This is a genomic window from Nonomuraea sp. NPDC049684 (assembly GCF_044465345.1).
In the GTDB taxonomy this organism is placed as follows: domain Bacteria; phylum Actinomycetota; class Actinomycetes; order Streptosporangiales; family Streptosporangiaceae; genus Nonomuraea.
This window is the reverse complement of record NZ_JBITLO010000003.1, coordinates 74,376-91,915: the sequence shown is the minus strand read 5'-3', so window position 1 is coordinate 91,915 and position 17,540 is coordinate 74,376. Positions and strand designations below refer to the sequence as shown.

General features: G+C 74.9%; 5 protein-coding genes. 1 reads left to right on the top strand and 4 read right to left on the bottom strand.

Going from position 1 to position 17,540, the window contains the following annotated elements:
• Position 1 precedes the first annotated feature (1 nt).
• Entirely contained in the window at positions 2-12,415 is a 12,414-nt protein-coding gene (locus ACIBST_RS10820; protein WP_397170824.1) for an amino acid adenylation domain-containing protein, read from the bottom strand.
• Positions 12,416-12,513: 98 nt separating this feature from the next.
• Here ACIBST_RS10820 and ACIBST_RS10815 point away from each other — a divergent pair, with 98 nt between their 5' ends.
• On the top strand, positions 12,514-13,248 hold the full coding sequence (locus tag ACIBST_RS10815) for a thioesterase II family protein (protein WP_397170823.1): 735 nt from the start codon (positions 12,514-12,516) through the stop codon (positions 13,246-13,248).
• A gap of 31 nt (positions 13,249-13,279) precedes the next feature.
• Here the strand turns inward: ACIBST_RS10815 and fabD are convergent, their stop codons facing one another.
• Genes fabD through ACIBST_RS10800 form a run of 3 tightly spaced genes read right to left on the bottom strand, consistent with a single transcriptional unit; the run spans position 13,280 to position 17,538 of the window.
• Entirely contained in the window at positions 13,280-15,592 is a 2,313-nt protein-coding gene (gene fabD, locus ACIBST_RS10810; RefSeq protein WP_397170822.1) for an ACP S-malonyltransferase, read from the bottom strand.
• 15 nt (positions 15,593-15,607) lie between these two features.
• Complete coding sequence (locus ACIBST_RS10805; RefSeq protein WP_397170821.1) at positions 15,608-16,330, bottom strand: enoyl-CoA hydratase-related protein; 723 nt, start codon at positions 16,328-16,330, stop codon at positions 15,608-15,610.
• Complete coding sequence (locus tag ACIBST_RS10800; RefSeq protein ID WP_397170820.1) at positions 16,321-17,538, bottom strand: hydroxymethylglutaryl-CoA synthase family protein; 1,218 nt, start codon at positions 17,536-17,538, stop codon at positions 16,321-16,323. The genes ACIBST_RS10805 and ACIBST_RS10800 overlap by 10 nt, the downstream gene beginning before the upstream one ends.
• Positions 17,539-17,540 lie beyond the last annotated feature (2 nt).

Here is a 17,540-nt window from a genome sequence, read left to right as displayed (position 1 = left end):
GTCAGCGCCTCCCCGTGGTGATGTTCAGGTCGAGCAGCGAGCTGGCGTCGTCCGGTGGACCGGGATCGGGGCCGGGGCCGGAGGCGCCGGCCGGGACCGGGTCGCGCGCCGGGTCACGGGCCGGGTCGCCGGCCGGGGCCGGGTCGCGCTCCAGCCACAGTCGCCTGCGCCGGAAGACCGGCGCGGGGGCGGGCTCGCGTTCCGGCCGCACGCCCGGCCGCGGGTCCGGCTCGCTCAGCACGAGGTGCGCGTTGGTGCCGCCGAGCCCGAACGAGCTCACGCCCGCGACCCTGGGCGAGGGCCAGTCCCGCGGCTCGGTGACGGGCTCGAAGGGCGAGGCGGCGAAGTCGAAGCGCGGGTTGGGCCGCTCGCAGGACAACGTCGGCGGGATCCGCCCGTGCTCGACGGCCAGCGCCGCCTTGATCAGGCCAGCGATCCCGGCCGCGCTGAGCGTGTGCCCGATGTTGCTCTTGACGCTGCCGATCGCGCACGTTCCCGGGTCGCCGCCGCCCTCGGCGAACACCCGTGTCAGGGCGCGCAGCTCGATGGGGTCGCCGATGAGCGTGCCGGTGCCGTGCGCCTCGATCAGGCCGATCTCGGCAGGCGTGCGGCCGGCCGCCGCCAGGGCCCGGCGGACCACGTCGGCCTGGGCCTCGGGGTTGGGCGTGGTGACGCCCATGGTGCGGCCGTCGTTGTTCACCGCGACCGCCTCGATGACCGCGTGCACCCGGTCGCCGTCGGCCAGCGCCGCGCGCAGCGGCTTGAGCAGGACGACCCCGCACCCCTCCCCCGGCACGAAACCGTCGGCGCGCTCGTCGAACGTGTGACACCGTCCGGTGGGCGACAGCGCCTTGGCCGCGCTGAGCTGGAGGTAGTCGTTCTCGTCCAGGAGCACCTCCACCCCGCCCGCCAGGGCCACCTCGGCCTCCCCGGCGAGCAGGCTCTGCGCGGCGAGCTGCACGCCGACCAGCGAGGAGGAGCAGGCGCTGTCCACGACGAGGTTGGGGCCGCGCAGGTCGAAGTGGTGGGCGACCCTGGCCGCGATGAAGTTCTGGTCGGAGGCCAGCCCGCCCGGCCGGACGCCGACCCGGCGCCCGTAGTCGGACATGCGGGCTCCGGCGAACACCCCGGCCCGGCGTCCGCGCAGCTCGGCGGGGTCGTAACCGGCGTCGGCCAGGCAGGCGGCGCAGCACTCCAGGAACATGCGGATGGCCGGGTCCAGAGCGCGGGCCTCGTCCTCGCCCAGGCCGAAGTAGTCGTTGTCGAAGTCCTCGATGCCGTCGACGAAGCCGCCCCACTTGCTGATGCTGCGGCCGAGGGCCGGTTCGGGCGAGTACAGCTTCCGGTGGTCCCAGCGGGAGGCGGGCACCTCGCGCACGTCGCACCGGCCCTCGGTGAGGTTCCGCCAGAACGCGGCCACGTCCGGGGCGCCGGGGAACCGGCAGGCCATGCCGATGATCGCGATCCTGCGGTCCTCGGCGACACCGGGAGGGGCAGGCTCGGGGGCGTCCGGGCGGCTGACGGTCGGCGAAGGGGCTGCCGGGCGGTCGGCGTCGGGCTCCGGGACGTCCGGGCGGTCGGCTTCCGGCTCGGGGGCGTCCGGGCGGTCGGCTTCCGGCTCCGGGACGCGCAGGCGGTCGCGGAGTTGCTCCAGCGTCGGGTAGTCGAGCAGCAGCGACGGTTCCAGGCTCTCCCCGAGCCGTTCCTCGATGCGCTGCACCAGCTCGGCCAGCATCACCGACTCGACGCCGAGGTCCCCGAACTCCGCCGTCGGGTCCAGCGCGTCCACGGGGATGCCGATCGTCTCGGAGAACAGCACGGCCAGCCAGTCCGGGCCCCCGGCGTCCCGCGCCGGCCCAGGAGCCGGACGGGCGGCGGCCGGACGGCGGCCGGCCCGCTCGGGCAGCCGGATCAGCGCCGGGACGTCCACGGACGCGCCGGACGGCGGGCACGGCAGCACGGTCGCGCCGCGCGGCAGCCCGATCACCCGGTCCAGCACCCGCAGCCCGTCGCGGTCGCCGAGGGACGCGAGCCCGACGGCCTCGCCGACGTTCGGCTTGCCGCGCGCCCCGCCGGACTCCCGCCACTGCGGCCAGTCGACCGACCGGAACTCGGTCCGCCCGGACCGCCGCCTGACCCCGGTGCAGTAGTCGAGGAAGGCGTTGGCGGCCGCGTAGTCGGCCACCCCGGCGGCCAGCGCGGGCACGGCGGCGCACACGGAGGAGAAGGCGACGAAGAAGGCCGGACGGTCCCCGGCGCAGGCTTCGTCCAGCGCCTCCAGCAGGTCGGCCTTGGGCGCGAGCACGGCCCGCAGGTCGTCCTCGGACTTGTGGGCCAGCGACGGGCGGCCCTGGCTGGAGCGTCCCGCGCAGTGGACGACGCCGCCGATCGGGCCCAGCTCGCGGCGCACGCCGTCCAGGAAGGCGGCCACCCCGGACGGCGGCCCGGTGTGCACGACCACCCGGGCGCCCGCGCGTTCCAGGTCGAGGACGGTGGCGACGGCCTCCTCGCCGGAGCCGTCCCACTGCTCGCGCGGCGGCAGCGGACGCACGCCGAGCAGGGCGAGCCGGCGCGCGCCGCGATCGGCCAGGTGGCGGGCCACCAGCGCGCCCAGCCCCCTGGTGCCGCCGCTCACGACGTAGACGGCCGCGGGATCGAGCCGCGGCTCGGCGTACGGCGCGGACAACTCCCGCAGATCCGGACGGAACCGCTCGCCGTCGCGGTAGCAGACCTCCCCGTACGGCTCGTCGGCCGCCCATTCGGCGCGGATCTGCGCGGCCGTGGGCCGGTCGCTGTCCAGCACCGTGGCCGTCACCGACGGGTACTCGGCGGCGAGCATCCGCACGAACCCCGCCATCCGCGCCCCCGCCAGGCTCGGCGACGCGCCGCCGAGGTCCAGCAGGCCGCTGGTCACGTGCAGGATCCGGAGCGGGCGGCGCCGGGCCAGGGCGTCCCGCAGGACGGCGAGCCGGTCCAGCTCGCCCGCCGGGTCGGCCTCGCCCAGGTCGCGCAGGTCGATCCAGCCGGTGAACTCCTCCGGGACGGGGTCGCCCGCGCCCACGGGCACGACCTGGTCGCCGAGCGAGCGCGCCAGCTCCTCGGAGGCGTCGCCGAACAGGCACACCACGGTCCCGTCGCCGAGCGTCCCGGGGTCGTGGGCGGGCTGCCCGGACGGCGTCCAGATCCGCTCGAAAAGCGGCACTTCGGCTGCGGCCGGTTCCCGGTCGCCCGAGGCGGGTTCGAAGGGCCAGCAGCGCATCCGGTCGAACGGGTACGACGGCAGCCCCACCAGCCGCGCGCCCGGCGTCGGCGTCCAGTCCACGTGGCCGCCGTCCACCCAGTGCCGTCCCAGCTCCAGCAGGTCGCCGGGCCGTCCGGACTGCTGGTCGCCGGGCCGCCCGGACGGCGGGACGCCGGGACGGGTCCGGCCGCGCAGCACGTCGGCGGGCTCCGACCGGGCGAACCGCGCCAGCCGTTCGCACAGCTCAGCAACGTCCGCGACGACGAGGGCGAGCCGTTCGCGCAGCGGTTCCCGTCCGACCCGGAGGGTGTGGGCGACGTCGGCGAGGCTCTCGGGCGTCGCGCGCAGGTGGCCGGCCAGCCGGTCCGCCATGGCGCGCAGCCGCCGCTCGTCGTGGGCCGACAGCACGATGAGCTGCGGCCCGGCGTCGGGCGTGCCGGTCGCGGCGGGCTGGGCGGGCGGGGCCTCCTCGATCACCGCGTGCGCGATCGTCCCGCCGGCGCCGAACGAGCTGAGGCCCGCCCGCCGGGGCGCGCCGCCGGGCCCCGCGGGCCAGTCGGCCGCCTCCCGCTGCACGCGGAAGGGGATCTCGTCCCAGGCGATGTCCGGGTTGAGCTCGTCGGCGTGCAGGGAGGGCACGAGCCGCCGGTGCCGGAGCTGGAGCACGATCTTGGTGAGCCCGGCGATGCCGGCGCCCGACTCGACGTGCCCGAGGTTCGACTTGACCGAGCCGATCGGGATGCTGCCCGGCGCGACCCCCGCCTGCCCGAACACCCGCATCAGGGCGTTGATCTCGATGGGGTCGCCGAGCGCGGTGCCCGCGCCGTGGCATTCCAGGTAGCCGATGTCTGCCGGGTCCACGCCCGCGTCGGCGAGCGCGCGGGCGACGAGCTCGCCCTCCTCGACGGGGCTCGGCACCACCCAGCCGTTCGTCCGGCCCGAGTGCACGACGGCGGTGCCCCTGATCACGGCGTGGATGCGGTCGCCGTCCGCCTTGGCCCTGGACAGCGGCTTGAGCAGGACGACCCCGGCGCCCTCGGCGGGCACGAAGCCGTCGCCGCCCGCGCCGAAGCTGTGGCAGCGCCGGTCACCGGCGGTGAGCCGCATGCGTGCGTGCTGGACGAACTTGTTCGGGTGCAGGTTGAGGTTGACGCCGCCGGCGATCGCCAGCTCGCACTCCCCCTGGCGCAGCGACCGGACCGCGAGGTGCAGCGCGGCCAGCGACGACGAGCACATCGTGTCGACCGACATGCTGGGCCCCTTGAGGTCCAGGTGGTAGGAGACGCGGTTGGCCACGCCGCCGAGGGTCGCGCCGGTGTCCTGGGGCGTGCCGCGCAGGCTCTGCTCGACGCCGAAGAACGGGTACTCGTTGTACATCACGCCCGCGTAGACGGCGACGTTCGAACCGTGGCGGTCGCGCAGGCGGGTGCGCGGGTAGCCCGCGTCCTCCAGGGCCTCCCAGGTGACCTCCAGGAAGACGCGCTCCTGCGGGTCCATGAGGGCCGCGTCGCGCGGGGTGATGCCGAACAGCAGCGGGTCGAAGTCGGTGACGCCGTCGAGGAAGCCGCCCCACATGAGATCCACGGGCCAGCCGTCGCGGGTCCTGTCGGCGGGGACGCGGGAGAGCGAGTGCCGTCCGGCGGCCAGGTTCTCCCAGAACGCGCCCAGGTCGGGGGCGTCGGGGTAGCGCCCGGCGATCCCGATGACGGCGATCGCGCCGTCATCGGCGCTGTCCGGCCCGGCCGAGCGCGGCCCGGTGCGGTCGGCCCGATCGGCCCGGACGGCCCGATCCGGCTGGTCCGGCTGGTCCGACTGGTCCGGTTCGTTCGGCTGGTTCGGTTGGTTCGGCTGGTCAGTTGGGCGCGGGGGCGGGGCGGGGGTTCTGGCGGACAGTGCGGCGGCGACGCCGGCCAGGTCCTTGTGCTCGAAGAAGAGCGTGCGCGACCGCTCGCCCAGGTCCCGCTCCAGCCGCGCGTTGAGCTCCACGATCTGGGACGACGTCAGCCCGTACTGCTCCAGCGGCACCCGCGTCCCCAGCCGGTCGGCGTCGATGCCCGAGACCTCGGCGTAGACGCCCTTGAGGTAGTCCTCCATGTCGTCGGCGGCGGCCTCCGGCGCGACCGGCTCCGCCCGTTCGATCCAGTACGGCTCGGCCTCGAACGGGTAGGACGGCAGCGCGACCCGCACGGGCGGCTCCGGCCAGAACCGGGCCCAGTCGACGTCCTGCCCGGCCACCCAGGCGGCCGCCGCCCCGGCCTCTGAACCGGCCGCTGAACCGGCCGCTGAACCGGCCTCTGCGCCAGCCCGTGTGCCGGTCGGGCGGTCGCCGGAGCCTTCGGTGAGCACGGACGGGTGCGTCCTGCCCGCCGCGAACGCCTCCAGCCCCTCCCGCAGCCCGTCCGCGTCACGGCAGACGACGGCGAGCCGGTGCGCGAGGGCGGCGCGCCCGGTCTGGGTGGTGTAGGCGATCCGGCGCACGTCCCGCTCCCCGGCCTCGGCCAGGCGACGGGCGGCGGTCACCAGCCGTTCCCGGGTCGCGGCGGAGACCAGGACGGCGTGCTCCCGGCCGTCCCCGGCCGCGCTGCCCGGAGTCCCCTCGGGCGCGCTGCCGGGGGTCCTCTCGGCCGCGCTGCCCGAGCTCTCATCCGGCGCGCTGCCCGGGGTCTCCTCGGGAAGGGGCGCGCGGACGACGGCGTGGGCGTGCGTGCCGGTCGCGCCGAAGGCGTTGATCAGCGCCCGCCGCTCGCCGGTCCACGGCTGCGGCTGCTCCGGCACGGTGACCGCGTCGGTGGGCGGCTCGGCGAGCAGGGTGGGCGCCAGCCGTCCGTGCCGGAGCTGCAGCAGCACCTTGGCGAGCTGGGAGGCCCCGGACGCGGCTTCGAGGTGGCCGATGTTCGGCTTGAGCGTGCCCGCCGCGACGGGCTCGGCCCGCTCGCCGAAGACCTCGGCCAGCGCCTCGGCCTCGGCCGCGTCGGCCAGCACCGCGCCGGCCGCCGCGCACTCGACGTAGGAGACGTCGCCGGGCCCGGCCCCGGCCCGCTCCAGGGCGCCGCGCATGGACGCCGCCATGGCCTCGGCGCTCGGCGCGGTGAACCGCCCGGTACGTCCGGTGTGCGCGACCCAGGTGGCCTCGACCACGCCGTGGACGGCGTCCCCCGCCCGGACGGCGTCCGCGACGGGCCGCAGCAGGAAGGAGCCGGCGCCCTCGCCGACGGTCCAGCCGGGCCGGTCGGGGTCGAAGGCGGCGGCGCCGGCCTCGTCGGCCAGCAGGCCCAGCCCGGCCAGCAGCCCGGCGTGGTAGGGGTCGGCGAGCAGGTTGACGCCCGCGACGACGGCCGCGTCGCAGTCGCCCGTACGGATGGCCTGGGCGGCCAGGTGCAGGGCGGTCAGCGTGGACGAGCACGACGTGTCCACGGCGATGCTCGGCCCGGTGAAGCCGAAGAAGTACGAGACGCGGTTGACCATGTCGGACGCGGTCGCCGACACCACGGCCGGGCCGCCCGCGCGCCAGGCGGCGGCGCCCGCGTGCTGGTAGTCGTGCCACATCGAGCCGACGAAGACGCCCACCCTGGGAGCGGTCGCGTGCAGCGAGCCGGGGGTGTGACCGGCGTGCTCCAGGCACTCCCAGACGCTGTGCAGCAGGAGCCTGAGCTGCGGGTCGAGCGTCGCGGCCTCCTTCGGCGAGATGTGGAAGAGCAGGCTGTCGAAGCGGTCGATGTGCTCCAGGTAGCCGCCGGGACGCTCACCCCTGGGGCTCGGGCCCAGGCTGCGGGCGCCGGTGCTGAGGTTGCGCCAGAAGCCGTCCAGGTCGTCGGCGCCGGGGTAGCGTCCGGCCATGCCGATCACGGCCAGCCCGCCCGGCCGCTCGTCGGGCACCGGCTCCCCACGCCGGGCCGCCTCGGTGCGCTGGGCGGCCTCGGTGCGGGGTGCGGGCTCGGTGCGCTGGGTGGGCTCGGTGTGAGGAGTGGGCTCGGGGCGGGGGGTCGGTTTCGGGTCCGGGGTGGCGAAGACGGGGGTGGCGTCGCCGGTCGCGTACTCGGCGGGGCCGCCCAGGAACGCCTGGAGGAAGCGGTGGCCGTCGTCCAGGTCGAACTGGTCGCGCACCTGGTCGAAGGCGACCTCGCCGATGGGGCACAGCCCGATGCCGCAGGCCGCCTGGCCGGTCATCAGGAGCTGGCCGAGGTAGCCCGCCTCCAGGGTCAGGTAGCGCAGGCTCTGCTCGCCGTACAGGGGCTCGATGCCCTTGGTCTGGCCGATGAGGTAGAGGCTGAAGCCGGCGCGGTCGTACAGGTCGCGGTTGTAGACGAAGTGGGCCGTACGGTCGAGCTCGGGGCGGCCGTTCACGAGCTGGAGCGCGTGCTCGACCGGGTTGTAGTAGTAGATCCCCTCGGCGACCCCGCTGATCGCGCCCTTGGCGACGTGCAGGTACGCCTGCACGGCGTAGGTGTCCCCGGCCGACGGGTACAGGTGGCGCGCGCGGTCGCCGAGCCGCCGTTCGCGCAGCAGCCCGAGCAGCCGGCACAGCGACCGGTACGGCAGCGAGCCGGGCGCGAAGTCGCGCACGCTGGCCCGCCAGGCGAAGTGCTCCTCGGGCACGTCCAGGCGGTCGAGGCGGATGAGGCTGGCGTCGGGCTCCAGCGGGCGCAGGTTCCATCGGCCCGCTTTGAACGCCTCCCGGTCCTCGGGCGAGAAGAAGTCGACCTCCCCCGGCCCGTCCGCCTCGCCCCCGGCCCGCACGGGCTGCTCAAGAGGCTGCTCGACGGGCTCACCAGCGGCGGGCTCATAGGTGGCGGGCTCATCGGTGGCGGGCTCATCGGTGGCGGGCTTCTCCGTGGCGGGCTTCTTCGTCGCGGGCTCGCCGGCGGGGGCGCCGACGACGGCGGCGATGCCGGTGACGGTCGGGTTCTCCAGCAGCAGCGCCACCGGCACCCGCCTGCCGTACCGCTTCCGCAGCGCCTTGGAGACCTGGACCATGGTGAAGGAGGTGACGCCCTGGTCCCACAGGTCCTGGCCGGGATCGACCTCCTCGACCCCGATCAGCTCGGCGAACAGCTCGGCGATCTCCGCCACCGTCCGCCCCGCCACCTCGGGCTCGGGCTCGGGCTCGGGTTCCGGCTCGGGCTCCGGCTCGGGGGCGCGGTCGGTGAGCGGCCACGGGAGGGCGTCCCGGTCCAGCTTGCCGTTGGAGGTGGCCGGGAACGTGCTGACGAACGCCACGTGGTTGGGCACCATGTACGCCGGCAACGTCCCGGCCGCGTGCGCCCGCAGCTCCCCGACGTCCGGCTCCGCGCCCTCGGCCATCACGTACGCGACCAGCTTCCGCTCCCCCGACCGGTCGTCGCGGGCCAGGACGACGACGTCCCGCACGCCCGGATGCTGCCGCAGCCGGTGCTCGATCTCGCCCAGCTCCACCCGGAACCCGCGGATCTTCACCTGGTTGTCGGCCCGCCCGAGGAACGTGATGTTGCCGTCGGGCAGCAGCGCGGCCCGGTCGCCGGTCAGGTACATGCGCCCGCCCGCGAACGGGTCCGGCACGAACCGCTCGGCGGTCAGCTCCGGCTGGTTGCGGTAGCCGAGGCTCAGGCACCTGCCGCCGATGAACAGGTCGCCCTCCACCCCTTCGGGGCAGGGCCGCCGGTCCTCGTCGAGGATGTAGTAGAGGGCGTCGTCGATCGGCCGCCCGTACGGGATGCTCCGCCACGACGGGTCGACCTCGCCCACCTCGAACCAGTTCGACCAGACGGTGGCCTCGGTCGCGCCGCCCAGGCTGACCACCCGCGCCCGCGGGAAGGTCGCGCGCACGGCGTCCGGCAGCGGCAGCGGCGTGTAGTCGCCGCTGAGGAAGACCAGCCGCAGGTCGCCGGTGCCCTCCCCGCCCTGCCGCTCGGCGAGCAGCGGGGCGAGCTGGTTGAGCGTGGTGGGCGCGGAGTTCCAGAACGTGATCGGCTCGTCGATGAGCACGTCCAGCAGCAGTTCGGGGTCGCGCTGCTGGCCCTCGTCGGCGATGTAGAGCGAGGCGCCCCGGCCGAGCAGGCCGAAGATGTCGAACACCGACAGGTCGAAGCCGAGCGAGGTGACGCACAGCCCGACGTCGGAGGCGTCGAAGCCGAAGGTGCGGTAGCACCAGTCGAGCAGGTTGAGCAGCGGCCGGTGGCTGACCTCGACGCCCTTGGGCTTGCCGGTGCTGCCCGAGGTGAAGATCACGTACGCGAGGTCGTCCACGGTGCCGGCGAGGGGCGGGTCGCCGCGGTCGTCGCCGCGATCGTCGGGGCCGGTGTCCAGCTCGACGGCGCGCACGCCCTCGGGCACGGCCCAGCCGGGCGTCCCCGCGCAGGTGAGCACCAGACCGGCGGCGGCGTCGTCCAGCATGACGGCGGCCCGCTCGTCGGGCAGGGACGGCTCCACCGGCAGGTAGGCGCCGCCCGCCTTGTGTATACCGAGGACGGCGGCCACCATGTCGGGCCCGCGGCACAGGCGCACGGCGACCACCGTCCCCGGCCCCACGTCCAGCTCCTTCAGCCGCCAGGCGACGGCGTTGGCGCGCCGGTTCAGCTCCCCGTACGTCATGGTGCCGCCGGCGTGCCGCAGCGCGACCGCGTCGGGGCGGGCGGCGGCCTGCCGCTCGAACAGCCGGTGCGCGGGGCGCAGCCGGTCCTCGAAGGCCGCGAACAGCTCGGCGAGGTCGGGGAACTCCGGCTCCAGCGCGTCCCAGTGGTAGTGCAGCCGGTCGCCCTCCCTGATGACGATGCAGTCGAGCGCGACGTCCGGGGTGTAGGTCATCCAGGGCCCGGCCTCGACGCCGTCCGGCAGGGGGTGCTCGGTCAGGTCGAGGGTGCTGGTGTAGACGACGGGGAAGGCGTAGGCGCGGCGGCGGCGTTCCTTCATGACGTGGCCGCGCAGCGTGGCCAGGCCGGTAAGGGCGCCGTTCGCGGCGTCGGCGGCGATCCGGTCCGGGTAGGACTCGGCGTCGGTGACCCAGCTCAGGGCGGTGTGCTCGCCGGGGCGGCGCGGCTCGGACTCGGCGGTCCACCGCACCACGGACACGCTGAACGGATCGGCGAAGCGCCCGCGCAGCGCGCCGGCCAGGGCGGCGAAGACGGTCTCGTCGGACACCGCGGCGACGCTGCCGCTCAGCCGGACGCGGCGCGCGGGCGCAGTGGCCACCTCGGGCCCCGGCGGCAGGTCGCGGAACCGCTCGTCCCAGTAGCCCCCTTCGCGCGGACGTTCCGGGGCGGCCGGGGCCTCGGCGGGCGGGCGCGGCTCGGCGGACGGGTCGGCGTACAGCCGGAACAGCTCGCGCAGCACGATGTGGATGCTCCGGCCGTCCAGCACGGCGAGGTCGACGGCCACGTGCACCGTCTCGCCGCTGACCCGCAGCTCCCAGTGCGGCCAGCGGCCCAGCGGGAACGCCCGCCCGGCCATCTCCCCGGCCAGCTCCCCGAACTCGACGCCGGGGGTCTCGGGGATGCTCCAGTTCTCCGGCGCGTGCGGCCTGACCCGCAGCGTCCCGTCGTGGGTGACCTCCGAGCGCAGCGCGTCGTGCGCGGCCACCAGCCGCAGCCAGGCCCGTTCGAGCCGGTCCCGGTCCAGGTCGCGGACGTGGAAGCTGTGGTGGACCTGGCAGCCGTCGTACGGGTGCGAGCCGCCCGCGCGGGCCACGTAGTACGCCTTCTGCAGCTCGTTGAGCGGCCGGATCTCCTCCTCGCCGGTGTCGGCGGCCAGGGCGCGCAGCGCGTTGGTGAAGCGGGCGAACAGGACCTCCGGCTCGCCGGGCGCGAAGCAGCCGGGCACCAGGTCCCAGCGCACCCGCAGCTCGCCGTCGTGCTCCCACATCTGGTGGTCGAGCGCGACGCCGGAGGTCTGGCTCAGCGCGTACGTCACCGGCGGCACGGCCTCGTCCGGCCGGGCGTCCAGCAGGCTGGTGAAGACGACGGGCAGCGCCGTGCGCTCGCGCAGCTCCCGCATGACGGTCACGCCGGGGACGCCCGCGTGGCCGAGGTCGCTCCACAGCCGCCGGTGCACCTCCTGGACCGCCTCAGGGAGCGGCTCGCCGAGCGTGCTCCCGGCGGCGAACACGGCGGTGCCGGTGAACGGCCCGACCACCTCGTCCACCTCGCGCGGCAGCCAGGCCCGGCCGGTCGTGGTCAGGGCCAGGGAACAGTCCTCTCCCCTGCCGACCGTCTCGGCGAACAGGGTCAGCACCAGCGCGGTCGGCGAGACGTCCAGCTCGGCGGCCCTGGCGCGCAGGGCGCCCCACTGGGCGGCGGTCAGCGAGCCGGTCAGCGCGGAGCGCGGCGACCCGTCGGGCACGCCGGCGGCGGGGCCGGGCGGCAGGTCCGCCAGGCGCTCCCGCCAGTAGTCCAGGTCCTCCTGGTGGCGGGGGCCGCGCCGCTGGGCGTCCAGCGCGAGCAGGCAGTCGCGGACGGACAGCCCGCTCTCCTCCAGCGTGTGGCCGGGGTCGCGGTAGCAGCGCCACCAGTCGCGCAGCAGCACGTCGAGCCCGCGGCCGTCGGTCACGCTCGCGTCGATGCCGAAGTGCACGGTCCCGGGCGTGGTGACCTCGACGGCGAACGGCGGCCAGACGCCGGGCTCGTAACGCCGGTGCGCGAGGCGTTCGCGGGCGCCGGGCTCGTCCACCGGCAGGTCCCAGGAGGGGGCCTGCTCCAGGATCCGCTGGGTGCCGTCCTCGCCCAGTTGCAGGCGCAGGGCGTCGTGGTGGTCGACGACGCGTTGCCAGGCCGCGCGCAGGCGGGCGGGGTCCACGCCGGGCACCTCGAACTCGCGGTAGACCTGGCAGCCGACCGGGTCGGGGGTGGCGTCCTCGTCCGCGCCCATGACGTACGCCTGCTGCAGGGGCGTCAGGGGGAACGGCTCGTGCCGGTCGCCGGGGGCCCGGGTGATCGTCCCGCCGGTCACGGGGGTGTCGTGCTCCGCCGTCCCGGCCAGCTCGGCGATCCGCGCGGCCAGCTCGGCCGGCGTCGCGCAGCCGCCCAGCCGCTCCACGGGGAAGTCCAGCGAGAACTCCCGCTGGATCTCGAACCACACCCGTACCGCGGAGATCGAGTCGAGTCCGCTGTCCTTGAGTGAAGCGTCGGGGGTCAGCTCCGCACCGCCGGGCAGCACCTCGGCCAGCAGGCGGATGACCGTCTCCGTCACGCGCTCGTCGTGCTCCATGGGCCTCCTCCCTCACTGCGACGCTAGTGAGGACGGCGCGCGCTGCCTGCTCAAGACTGAGCAGGCAGCGCAAGGCGATCGGCCGTAACTTTCTGACCATGCCTGGTTCCTGGATAGCGGGCGGCGAGCCCAGAGCCGACGCCCGCATCAGACTGTTCTGCTTCGCGCACGCGGGAGGCGGGTCGGCGCTGTTCCGCAAATGGGACGAGCACCTGTCGCCGGACGTCGACGTCTGCCCGGTGGTGCTGCCGGGGCGCGAGTCGCGCCTGCGCGAGCGGCCCTACAACCGCATGGAGGAGCTCGTCGGGCCGCTGTCGGAGGCCGTCGAGCCGTACACCGACCGGCCGTTCGCGCTGTTCGGGCACAGCATGGGGGCCGTGGTGGCCTGGGAGACGGCCCGCCGCTTCCCGCCCGCGGTGCTGTTCGTGTCCGGACGCCGCGCGCCGCACCTGCCGACCCGCCGCCGCCGCTTCACCGACCTGTCGGAGGACGAGCTGCTGAGCGAGCTGGGCAAGCTGAACGGCACGCCGTCGGAGGTGATGGACCAGCGCAGCCTGCTGGAGGTGTTCCTGCCGGGCCTGCGCGCCGACTTCGAGCTGAACGAGTCGTACTCGCCGCTGCCCGGCCCGCGTCCGGACTGCCCGATCTCGGCGCTGACCGGCGACGCCGATCCGGAGGTCGACCCGGACGAGATCAGCGCCTGGGCCGAGGCCACCGGCGGCGGTTTCACGCTGCGCGTGTTCGGCGGCGACCACTTCTACCTCAAGGGCCCGCGGCCCGAGGTGCTGACGGCGGTCCAGGAGGACCTGAACCGCCATCTGCTCAACGTCTAGCCGTCCTTCAGCGGCTAACCGTCCTCAGTGTCTAACCGTCCTTGGCCAGGTCGCGCAGCCGGGCTTCGAGCAGCCCGGCTGCGGCCTCCATCAGCCGGTCGGCGATGACGTCCACGTGCCTGGCCCGCCAGTCGGCCAGCTCCGTGCCCGCCACCCACCGGTTGAACGCGCCCATCGCCGGCCCGCAGTGGACCTGGTAGTCCACCTGCCGTCCGGCCTCGCCGCGCAGCGCCAGCCTGATCGTGTGCACGAAGTACCAGCGGAAGACGAGCGCCATCCGGTGCTTGGGGTCGCGCTCGGCGCGGGCCAGCTCGGCCGGCCGGCGCGCGGCCAGGAAGGCCCGGGTCTCCTCCCACACCTCCTCGAAGGAGCGGCGGAAGAATTTGTCCTGGATCGTCCGCCTGGTCCGCTCGTCGATCTCCTCCAGCGAGCCGTACTGGCGGTAGAGCTGGTAGAGCTTGTTGGCGCGGGCCGGGAACAGCGTGCCCTTCCTGGCGACCTGCACCTGCGCGCCCATCTCGAACATGTCGCCGGCCGGGGCGTAGGCGGTGTCCTGCACGTCGAGCCCGGCCAGCAGGTCCTTGACGGCGTCGGACGTCCCGGCCTGCGGGGTGCACTGGTTGACGCTGCCGGTGACGATGAAGTCGGCGCCGAGCACGAACGCGGCGGCGGCGGCCTCCGGTGCGCCGATGCCGCCGGACGCGCCGACCCTGATCCGCCGGGCGTAGCCGTGGGCGGCCATCTCCTCGTCGCGCAGCCGCAGGATCGCCGGCATCAGCGCGTACGGCGAGCGCCCGTCGGTGTGCCCTGCCGAGTCGGCCTCGACGCAGACGTCCGCGCTGACCGGCAGCTCCGCGGCGACCTCCGCCTCGGCCGCGCTCAGCGCCCCCTCCCGGACGAGCCGGTCCAGGACGGCCTGCGGGGCGGGCCGCATGAACGCGGCGGCGACCTCGGGCCTGGAGACCTTGGCCACCACGTGCCGGACGGCGACCGGCCGCCCGGCCGGGTCGCGGTGCGCGCCGCTGTAGCGGTAGCGGACGAGGGGCGCGGTGATGTGCGGGTAGGCGGCGGCCTCGACGTACCGCACGTCGCGGCGGAGCAGCAGGTCCACCGTCTCGCGTTCCAGACCGTCCTCGTCGAAGCCGTAGAGCAGGTTCACGCCGTAGGCGCCGTCCGGGCCGAGGGCGGACTGGACGGTGTCGAGCGCTTCGGAGATCTGGTCCAGGGTGAGGCCGCCGGCGCCGAGGAAGCCCATCAGCCCGGCCCGGCCCATCCTGATCACCAGCTCGGCCGAGGCGATGCCCTTGAACATCGACCCGGCCAGGTAGGCGTGGCGGACGCGGTAGTCGGCGCGGAACTCGGCCGAGCCGAGCGCGATCCCGGCCTCCCGGACGGCGGCCGACTCGACCGGCTCCCGGACGGCGGGCGACTCGACCGGTTCCCGGACGGGTGGCCTGGCCGCCGGCTCGCGGGCGGCGGGCGTCTCCGCCGGCTCCTGGGCGACGGGCGTCTCCGCCGGCTCGGGCGGGTGGCGGCGGGTGACCGTCCACAGTTTGGTGAGCACGTCGCCGGGGCCGATCTCCTCCAGCTCGGACACGCCCTGGTCCATCAGGTAGCGCAGGCCGTCCACCCACCGCACCGGGTTGCAGATCTGGCGGCGCAGCAGCTCGGCCGCCTCGCCGGCCCGGTACGGGCGTCCGGTCACGTTGGAGATGACGGGCACCCGCGGCTCCTCGATGCGCACGCCGTCCAGCGCCTCGGCGAAGGCGTCGGCGGCCGGTTCCATGTAGCGCGAGTGCGAGGGCACGCTCACGCTCAGCGGCACCCACTTGCCGGGGCCGCCGCGGCTGAGCGCGTCCAGCTCGTCCTTGGGCCCGGCCAGGACGACCTGTTCCGGGGAGTTGTAGTTGGCGATGTCGACGCCGGTGCCCGCCAGCAGCTCCTCCAGCCGTTCCCGGTCGGCGCCGAGCACGGCGGCCATGGCGCCGCCGCCCGCTGCCGACATCAGCTCGCCGCGCCGCTTGACCAGGCCGAGCGCGGTCTCGAAGTCGAAGCAGCCGGCCGCGAACAGCGCCGCGTACTCGCCCAGGCTGTGCCCGGCCAGGTAGTCGGGCCGGCCGCCCTCCTCCTGCCGGGCGAGGAAGCTCAGCGCGTTGACCGTGAACAGGGCGGGCTGCACGTAGCGGGTCTCCCGCAGCCGCCTGGGATCGTCGCACAGCTCGGCGACGGAGTAGCCGAGGATCTCGTCGGCGCGGGCGCACAGGTCGGGGTACCGCTCCAGGACGCCCGCGCCCATGCCCTTGCGCTGCGACCCCTGACCGGGGAAAACCCACACGACGGACATCAGGCGCGTTCCTCTCTAGCGTTCCCAGGGGAATCTCTTCTCGGTCGCGTAGTCGACGAGCCTGCGTCGCACCTCGGGGCTGGACATGAGCCGGCCGAACTCCTTGACCGCCACCTGCTCGGTCTCGTCCGACAGGATCCACAGCTCGCGGAAGTAGCGCTTCATGTCCGTGACGATCGACCGGTCCAGCTTGGTCAGCCGGTAGGCCAGCCGCCGCACGAGCGCCTCCGGGTCGTCCGACACCTCGTCCACCAGGTGGAAGGCGGCGGCCTCCGCGGCGCTCACCGGCTGGGTGCTCAGCGTCATCGCGTACGCCTTCTGAAAGCCCGTGCGCCGGATCAGGAACGGCAGCACGCAGCACGGCAGCAGCCCCCACAACGCCTCGGGCAGGCTGAAGGTGCTGCGCTCGCTGGCGAAGACGAAGTCGCTGGCCGCGGCCAGGCCGACGCCGCCGCCGGCCACCCGGCCGTCCACCCGGGCCACCACCGTCACGGGCGTCTCGGTGAAGCGGCGCAGCAGGCCGTAGAAGGCCCGGCCGCCGTCGGCGACGTCGCTGCCGGCCGCCTCCTCCAGGTCCATGCCGGTGCAGAAGACGCCGTCGCCGCCCTCCAGCAGCAGGATGCGGCAGCCGGGCGCGCGCTCGGCCTCGTCCAGGGCGGCGCCCAGCTCGTCGATGGCGCGGTCGTCGATCGTCCGGCCGCGCAGCCGGTGCCGCAGGGTCGCCGAGGTCAGCTCCATCTGTACTCCCGGTGGAAGTCCGCGATGCGGTCCAGCACCAGCAGGCCGCGACCGCCGAAGGCGTCCTCGTACAGGTCGCCGTACGGTTTGGGGTCGAGCACGGCGTCCCGCACCCCGAAGGCGCGGTCGGCGCTCAGCTCGGTCAGCGCGTCCAGCTCCGCGACGCCGATCTCGCGCCGCTCGTCCAGCGCCCGGCCGATGCCGCTGCGGCCCTGGGCCGGGATCACGCCGCTGTAGAACTCCGACGCGCAGCCCGACCCGTACGAGAACAGCCCCGCCCGTTTCGGCGCGTCGAACGCGCCGTGGTCGATGAGCGAGCACAGCGCCAGGTAGAGCGCGGCCGAGTAGGTGTTGCCCACCCGCACGCCGTAGGCCAGCGACGGCGCGACCCGCGCCGCGAAGTCGGCCTCGATCTCCCGCGCCCCCATGCCCTTGAGCTTGCGCAGCAACATCCGGTGCGCGCCCTTCACCATCCCGGCGAACGGCGTGTGCAGCGCCAGGTAGTCGAAGGTGTCCACGATGTCGGCCCCGGCCACCCGCCGCCCGTAGGCCGCGAAGCACTCCTCGGCGCAGCGCATGTACGCCAGCAGCGACAGGTCCGGGTCGACCGCGTCGGTGTCGTGGCGCGGCCGGGCCGTGTCCATCACCTCGAAGGTGTGGTAGCCGCTGGCGCCGGGGTCGAGCCGCAGCACCCGCGCGTCCTCGCCGACCAGCATCGCCACCGCGCCGGCGCCCTCGGAGGGCTCCCAGTAGGTGGACTTGGCGGTGCCGCTGGCCGCGTCGGTGGCGATGGCCAGCGCCTTCACGCCGGGGATGGGGCTCGCGCCGACGACGGCGGCGGCGCACTGGAGCGCGGCCGTCCCGCCGTAGCAGGCGTGCTTGACCTCGAACGAGCGGCACGCCGGGTTCAGCCCGAGGTGGTGGTGGATGTAGGTGCTGATCGGCTTGCCGAAGTCGAGCCCCGACTCGGTGCCCACGACCAGCAGCTCGATCCGGTCCTTCTCCTCCGGGGCGAGCGCGTCGAGCAGCGGGCGGGCGGCGTTGACCGCGTTGGTGACCGGGTCCTCGCAGGGCAGGTTGACCGAGCGCTGCTCCATCATCAGGTTGCCGAAGCGGTTCACGTCCAGGCCGCGCGCGTCGAACAGCGCGCGGACGTCCGTGTACGCCCTGCCGACGTACGCGTTGATCGCCTCGATCCCGAGAGCCATGG

Coding starts and splice junctions, on each gene's coding strand:
- ACIBST_RS10820 (WP_397170824.1), bottom strand. CDS start 12,415: ATGGAGCACGACGAGCGCGTGACGGAGACGGTCATCCGCCTGCTGGCC.
- ACIBST_RS10815 (WP_397170823.1), top strand. CDS start 12,514: ATGCCTGGTTCCTGGATAGCGGGCGGCGAGCCCAGAGCCGACGCCCGC.
- fabD (WP_397170822.1), bottom strand. CDS start 15,592: ATGTCCGTCGTGTGGGTTTTCCCCGGTCAGGGGTCGCAGCGCAAGGGC.
- ACIBST_RS10805 (WP_397170821.1), bottom strand. CDS start 16,330: ATGGAGCTGACCTCGGCGACCCTGCGGCACCGGCTGCGCGGCCGGACG.
- ACIBST_RS10800 (WP_397170820.1), bottom strand. CDS start 17,538: ATGGCTCTCGGGATCGAGGCGATCAACGCGTACGTCGGCAGGGCGTAC.